This window comes from Pseudoselenomonas ruminantium (assembly GCF_900142515.1).
GTDB classification, from domain to species: Bacteria; Bacillota; Negativicutes; order Selenomonadales; family Selenomonadaceae; genus Selenomonas_A; species Selenomonas_A ruminantium_D.
In genome coordinates this window covers 242,594-249,522 of record NZ_FRBC01000001.1, presented here as the reverse complement: position 1 = coordinate 249,522, position 6,929 = coordinate 242,594, and the positions used below count along the sequence as shown (strand labels likewise).

At 51.8% G+C, this 6,929-nt stretch carries 6 protein-coding genes; 1 reads left to right on the top strand and 5 read right to left on the bottom strand.

The annotated features are described in order from the left end of the window. Positions 1-158: 158 nt before the first annotated feature. The gene (locus BUB68_RS15495; RefSeq protein WP_256625448.1) at positions 159-293 is read left to right on the top strand and encodes a hypothetical protein; all 135 of its coding nucleotides are present in this window, start codon (positions 159-161) and stop codon (positions 291-293) included. Positions 294-408: 115 nt separating this feature from the next. Here the strand turns inward: BUB68_RS15495 and pfp are convergent, their stop codons facing one another. The 5 genes from pfp to BUB68_RS00960 form a co-directional block, all read right to left on the bottom strand. Continuing rightward, positions 409-1,683, bottom strand: a complete 1,275-nt coding sequence (gene pfp / locus BUB68_RS00980; protein ID WP_073087957.1) for a diphosphate--fructose-6-phosphate 1-phosphotransferase — start codon at positions 1,681-1,683, stop codon at positions 409-411. Positions 1,684-1,788: 105 nt separating this feature from the next. After that, positions 1,789-3,102 (bottom strand): DEAD/DEAH box helicase, encoded by a 1,314-nt coding sequence (locus BUB68_RS00975; RefSeq protein WP_073087956.1) that lies wholly within the window; start codon positions 3,100-3,102, stop codon positions 1,789-1,791. Continuing rightward, positions 3,102-3,974 (bottom strand): type I methionyl aminopeptidase, encoded by an 873-nt coding sequence (map, locus tag BUB68_RS00970; RefSeq protein ID WP_073087955.1) that lies wholly within the window; start codon positions 3,972-3,974, stop codon positions 3,102-3,104. The genes BUB68_RS00975 and map overlap by 1 nt, the downstream gene beginning before the upstream one ends. Positions 3,975-4,132: 158 nt before the next feature. Then, positions 4,133-4,654 carry a flagellar hook capping FlgD N-terminal domain-containing protein gene (locus tag BUB68_RS00965; protein ID WP_073087954.1) on the bottom strand — a complete coding sequence of 174 codons (522 nt, stop codon included), beginning with the start codon at positions 4,652-4,654 and terminating at the stop codon, positions 4,133-4,135. Positions 4,655-4,672: 18 nt separating this feature from the next. Then, positions 4,673-6,892 (bottom strand): flagellar hook-length control protein FliK, encoded by a 2,220-nt coding sequence (locus tag BUB68_RS00960; RefSeq protein WP_256625447.1) that lies wholly within the window; start codon positions 6,890-6,892, stop codon positions 4,673-4,675. Positions 6,893-6,929 lie beyond the last annotated feature (37 nt).

The following is a 6,929-nucleotide window of genomic DNA, read 5'->3' as shown; positions in this document are numbered from 1 at the left end:
CGGACTCGGTTCTCCTGTGACAAGAACATCGATGTGCTTGCACCTTTCAGCAAAGGCGTAGTAGTCTTTACGAGCGTACCTTTGGGTGGAGGTGGGGATGCTTTTTTCGCCGACGGAACGACTGCCTGAACGAAGTGAAGGCTGGCCCGCAGACAGCATTGGCTGGAAGCTTCGTTGATTGGAGCGCCGTTGGCCTGCCCGGCGCAGGTAACTGGAAGATACGTACTTCTGCTGGCGGGTCATTTAGTGGAGCGGCGAAAAAGTATTCCCACCGCCGCCCCGCTGAGCTGTAACAAATTGCGTTCAGGCACACACAAACAAACTGCAATTTACAAAAGCCCACTGGCGCTTTTCGCCAACGGGCTTTTGCTGTCAAGGGATATGTCACAACCCCTTTAATTCTTTTTATCAGGCTTCTGCCGTTACATCGGGTTCTTCCGGGAACAGGTAGCTGTATCTTTGTTTGAATTCAGCTGGTTCCATGCGGTAGGCGTTAGCCAGGCCCGGATCATCCAGATCGCCTTTTTCAAGGCGCATCATGAGGCCGCGGGCAATCTGATAATGGACGGAACTGATATTGACCTTGCGTACCATGGTCTTGCCGGTAGCCGGATCTTTGATATCCTCAAAGCGCATGGGCACAGCCTTGTTGTCCTGAATGGAAATCAGGGCACCACTGTCGCCGGACATCAGGAACTGTACGGCGGAGTAACCGAGCTGGCGGGCATAGTCGATATCGTAGGCAATCGGCGCCGTGCAGCGCAGCTCATAGCCGATTTCCTTATCGATGACGGTAATCTTGATTCCCAGTTTCTTGACTTCAGCCAACACTGCCTGCTTGAGGATTTCACCAAAGTCCAGTTCACTGTAGCGGATATGACCGTGCTCATCGGTAACAACCGTCCCCAGTTTCTTGAAATCTTCCGGGGCAATCTTTTCGATGACACCTTCAGCGATTACAGCCACGCCGTAATTCTTGCCAGTCAGGTAACGCTTCACGATAGCTCCTGTGATGATATCCACCACCTGCTGGAGGGGAATCTTGTCTTCCGGGAATTCTTCCGGAATGATGGTCAGCGCGGCACCGGCGCTGCGGCCCATGCCCAATGCCAAGTGACCTGCGGTGCGTCCCATAGCAATCGTGAAATACCAGCGATTGTTGGTCGTACGAGCATCTTCCATCAGGTTTTCGACTTCCTGCGTACCGAAAGCTCGGGCGGTTTCAAAGCCAAATGTCGGAATCCCCTCCGGCAGCGGCAGGTCGTTATCAATCGTCTTAGGCACATGCACGACATTGATGGTGCGGCCCATCTTGCGGGCATAATCGGAAACAGCTGCGGAGCTGTAGGCCGTATCATCGCCACCAATGGTCACGAGATGGGTAACGCCTAATTCCGTCAAGGTTTCCACCACAGTGCGCAGATCGGATTCCTTCTTGGTCGGATTGAAGCGCGACATCTTGAGGATACAGCCACCAGTCAGATGGATACGACTGATATTCTTCGGCTCTAAGCGAATGTAATTCTTCTCACCGCGGGCCAGACGGGAAAAACCGTCATACATGCCCAGCACATCCCATCCCTGACGGGTTGCTTCATTGACCACACCGGAAATAACACTGTTGATGCCGGGAGCCGGTCCCCCACCGCAAACCACGGCAATCACATTTTTGATACCAATCATGACAAATCCCCCTTTTATCTAGTCTACAGTGATAGAATTTCGACTAAAAAGGGGGATTTCCTGCTTAATTATGAAATTTTAATTGCCTCCCCCTTGGGGAGGAGTTCAATGTTTTCCCATATGGGAACGCTTCGTGGCGTTGGATTTATTGCGTACCTTCGCCCGGCGGCTTCTGTCATTCCGGCCCTTGTGTGCAGAACCTTTGCGGTTGGCATATTTGGACAAAGGTTTGGCCTTGGCTTTCTTCTCCTGCCGCACCTTCTTGATTTCTTCCATGATCTTAGCCTGCTTTTCCAGACGCTTGTGATGGCGTTCGGAATGTTCCTTACGGATGCGGCTCTTGATGCCGGCCTCAATGCGGCGCAGGAGGTCATACTGGCGGGCATTGACAAAGGTCACAGCCTTGCCTTCCTGACCTGCCCGCCCGGTACGGCCAATGCGGTGGATATAGCTTTCCGTATCATGGGGAATATCATAGTTGAATACATGGGTCACGCCTTCGATATCAAGGCCACGGGCTGCAATATCAGTTGCGCAGAGAATCTGCAGTTCGGCCTTGCGGAAGCGCTTCAAAACCAGTGCACGCTGTACCTGCGACAAATCGCCATGCAGCTCATCCACCAGGTAGCCACGGGCCGCCAAGGCCATCGTGACCATATGCGCCCGCTGCTTGGTATGGCAGAATACCATGGCCAGATACGGGTTGTCGCTGTTGATGCACTCGCAGAGGCGATCGATCTTATTCTCTTCCGTGGTATCGAGAATTACCTGCTCAATAGCATCCAGGGTGATATGCTCGCTCTTGATCTGGATATTTTCCGGTGCTTTCATATACTGAGCGGCCAAAGCCTTGACTCTGGCCGGCATAGTGGCCGAGAACAACATGAACTGACGGTCGCTGGCAGAAGCCTTCAGGAGCAGTTCCACATCTTCGATAAAGCCCAACTTCATCATTTCGTCCGCTTCATCCAATACGACCTTGTTCACATGGCTCAGATTGATGGTCTGGCGACGCAGATGGTCGAGAAGTCGGCCCGGCGTGCCAATGATGAGCTGAGGGTGACGACGCAGCTTCTGCTTCTGCCGCTCAATGTCCTGCCCGCCATAGATAACGAGGGAAGATATCCCTGCCGCTTCCCCCACGATTGCTGCCACCTTGGCCACCTGAATGGCCAATTCACGAGTAGGGGCCACAATCAACGCCTGCGCCACATCCACCTGCGGCTTGATCTTTTCGAGGATGGGCAGCAGGAAGGCCAACGTCTTACCCGTACCGGTCTGAGCCTGTACGATGACATCCCGGCCCGCCCGTGCCAGAGGGATGGCTTTTTCCTGTACCGGCGTAGCCTCACGGATGCCGCGTTTGGCCAACACTTCACAAATTTCCTGGGAAATTCCCAATTCCTTAAATCTGGTCATTACGACGAAAGTACCTCCGTGCCTGTTTCCGTAATCAAAATCGTCTTCTCCCACTGAGCGGAAAGCTTCTTGTCCTTGGTGCGCACTGTCCAGTTATCCTTGCTGTCAATCACCACGGTCTTCTTGCCCTGATTGATCATGGGTTCCACCGTGAGCACCATGCCCGGCACCAACAGCATGCCCGTGCCGGCTTCGCCTTCATGAGCCACAAACGGTTCCAGATGGAAATCCTTGCCGACACCATGTCCGCCCAGATCCGTCACGACGGTGTAACCATTGGCATGAGCATAATCACCACAGGCTGCGCTGATGTCACCCAGGAAATGCCAGGGTTTTGCGGCGGCAATGCCACGCTCCATGCATTCCTTGGTCACCCGTACCAGACGTTCTGCTTCGGGGGACACTTCACCGACCATGAACATGCGGGAAGCATCTGCATAATAACCGTTCAGCGTCGTGGTGATATCGATGGTGACAATATCGCCTTCCTTCAGGATGGTCTTCTTGGAAGGAATGCCATGGCAGACCACATCATTGATAGAGATGCAGCAGCTCTTCGGGAATCCTTCATAATGCAGGCAGGAAGGATAGCCTCCCTTGGATTCGATGAATTCCCGCACCGCATCATCAATCGTCGCGGTATCCACGCCCGGCTTGACCAGGGAAGCCGCTACATCCAAAGCACCATCATTCACAACACCGGCCGCCCGGATCATCTCAATGTCATGCTTGTTGTTGATGATTTTCTTTGGAGGCCTTACCTGCCCCTTGAATGCATTATACTTGATCTCACTGATCCGTTCATCGAAATCTGCGTGGCATTTTTTGTATTTCTTGCCGCTGCCACACCAGCAAAGTTCATTTCTCTGCATAAGATGCACAATCTCCTTCAAACTTACTGATATATTCATAACCGTCTATCCTAAGTTAAATACACAATATCATATTATAACGCAATTAAACAAGCTTTGCCATACAAATTTCAAAAGCCTCTCCGCAAAATGCGAAAAGGCTTTGACTGATCTTATGATCAACTATTCTGCATACCTTCACCGATACGGCTGATATTGCCAATACCCACTTGATAGGTCTTGCCTCCGGATTCTGCAATGACGGTCGGTGAGCCATCCGAAATGCTGACACCGGTAACTTTGCCCTCGAAGGTTTCCTTATTCGTGATGGTTTTGCCGTTCTCATCGGTGGACGACGACTCCGTAATCCATTGCACATCCTTGCCAATCATATTGCTGAGCTGGCCAACGAGTACAGATGTGTCGATATTCCCCACCAGCTTAGAGACATCACTGAGACCTTCCGATACATTGGTCATCTGTTCCAGAGCCGAGAATTGGGCCAACTGGGCCAGATATTCACCATTGTCCTGCGGGTCTAAGGGGTCCTGATACTTCATCTGGGTCACCAGCAGCTGCAAGAAAGCATCCTTGCCTAATGTACTGTTATCTCCATTAGCAGCCTGTGCCTTGGACGCCTGATAATTTTCCACGGTTTGTGTTACGCCATCTACGGTAATCGTATTCAATGAATTTGCCACATTCGTCACCTTCTATGCTTAAATTCGATAATCCACACCATCCGTTGCACCAGCATCCTGATCTGCAACTACATTCGCCATCTCTGTTTCCTCGCCATAATCTTCAGGATTGCCTGTACCAATGTTGTTTGCACCAGCATTATGGCCCTGCCCCTGCTGCCAAGCCTGCTGACCTTCCCCTTGCGGGAGTTGTCCGTCAGTCAATCCAGCATAGACATCAACATTATCCACTTTCAATCCCTGATTATTCAACTCCTGCCTCAGCTGCACTAATGAATTCTCGATTATCGTGCGCACCTGAGCATTGTCGCTATGGAAAGAAGCATTGACCGCACCATTAGCAGATACAGAGACCTTCAATGTCAGCTCCCCTAAATGATCCGGATGGAGTTTTATGACCATTTCCGTGTTGTCGCCCCGACGAATCAGACGAGCCTGATCTATGATCTGCCGGACCACCTGGAAGTTATCCTGCACGTCCCTGTTTTGCGGGATATCCGGCTGCCGTTCGATTCCTCTGACACTATCGGCCAAATCCTGCTGGAATACACTCACCGGACCATCATGCACTTCCTGTCCCTTGGTCATGGGTGCTTTATCTCCAGCAGCCTCTTCAGCCAACTGATGGACAGCCTGTCCCTCAGTATCCACCACTTGTTCTACCGGAGGTGGCGTAAACGGAAGCTGCTGACGGGAATTTGGATCCTGCCGGCTGCCCATCTGTTGCATATCCGCCCCCTGATTGGCCGGAATCAGGTTCTCTTTTGTATTTTCTCCCAGTGCTGCTATCTGTGATTCTAAAACCGTTGTACCTTCGGACTGATTCCTGTCTGCCATCCGAATAACCGTCCCCTGTTCAGAAGCGACCCACCGTTGCTCTGGTAAGATATCTCGCAATACCTGTCTATCGTCCACTGCCTGATTGATATTCATCATCGGCAAGGGGCTTTCCTGACGCGAGCTCACTGGCTGCATCTCTGGTGACAGCGTGCGGGTTCCCCCTTGTAGTACAGCTGCTTCCTGAGCATTCACGCCCTGACCATCGTTCGGTGTCAAAAAGGAACGATTACGTACCTGCTGTGAATTCAAAGTCTTTCTGAGATCCTGGCCGCTTTCCTCTGCTAAGGGAATAGTCTCGCCTTCCCCGATGGATACAGCCTCAATCTTTACGGTCTCCGGCAACGTTGCCTGATTTCCAGTCACCTGCAAACGTGGCTCTGTTACGCCTTCTTCTGCCAGCAGGTTGATATCTGCATTACGGATATCCGCACCAATCTGTTGCCACTGCGTCTGATCTATCACTTCCCCAGCAGCCCTGGACGGCATCGTCACTTCACTCTGCTGAAAAAGCGCCATTCCCTTGGCATTAAGCATTGTATCCCTGCCACTATCAGACAGATTGATTTCCTGATTGGCTGCCATCTCTACAGATATTTTCCCGTTTGGTACCTCCTGCAGCGACATGTTCGGCAATTGGTTGGCCAAACGATGATTCCCTAATTGAACTTCGAGCAAGGTACCAGCCCTGGCCGTACCCTCTTCCTTCACGGGAGCCATCCCCATCTGCTTAAACAGGAGTTCTGCCGTCAAAGGCGTTTCCTTTGCCGTTTTGCTCCCAGTTGAAAAAGCCTGCTCTATCGCTGCCTGGTTATTCACAGCCTGGCCTGCATCTTTTGCCAGACCTTGTGCCTTGATCTGCTGCCCCGAAAGCATCGCCAGGAAATTCTTGTTCTTTTGTGCGTCCTCTGAAGATTGCGGCAACAAGCTCTGCAGATTCTGCAACGGTTGAACGGTTCCGGCTTCCGGTATATCTTCCTGGACAAGCTGAGCATTCCCCTCCGTGGTGAACGCCATCACGGCTGCCGGTGCCATCCCTTGCTCCTCCGCATCCGTTATCCTTTCCTGCGGGCCTTTTACGGTTTTGACCTGCTGCAGCTCACTATCCTGCGGCATTCCTTCGCCCTGCTTTCCCGCTTCCTTGGGAAGCACATCCATTCCTTCCGGCACATCGTCATTTATCTTAGCATCCCTAGCTTCTACGGCACTTCCCTGTGCTTCAGCTGGCGATTTTGCCATTGTTTTCTTTGTTTCTTCTCCGGCTTTGCCCAATACATCACCGAACGTTTCTTTACCCATCCCTGCGGAACTTGCATCCGTTTTCACAACCATCCTTGGTGTTTGGCTCTTGACTGCGGCTCCTGCTTGCGGAGAAATCGTCATCAAACTTGCTGTGTTCACCAAATCACCTCCCTTTCATGTTATTTATCGGCAAAAA

What these genes read in the sequence shown, in the direction of transcription:
- BUB68_RS00975 (WP_073087956.1), bottom strand. Translation starts at nt 3,102, where the DNA reads ATGACCAGATTTAAGGAATTGGGAATTTCCCAGGAAATTTGTGAAGTG.
- pfp (WP_073087957.1), bottom strand. Translation starts at nt 1,683, where the DNA reads ATGATTGGTATCAAAAATGTGATTGCCGTGGTTTGCGGTGGGGGACCG.
- map (WP_073087955.1), bottom strand. Translation starts at nt 3,974, where the DNA reads ATGCAGAGAAATGAACTTTGCTGGTGTGGCAGCGGCAAGAAATACAAA.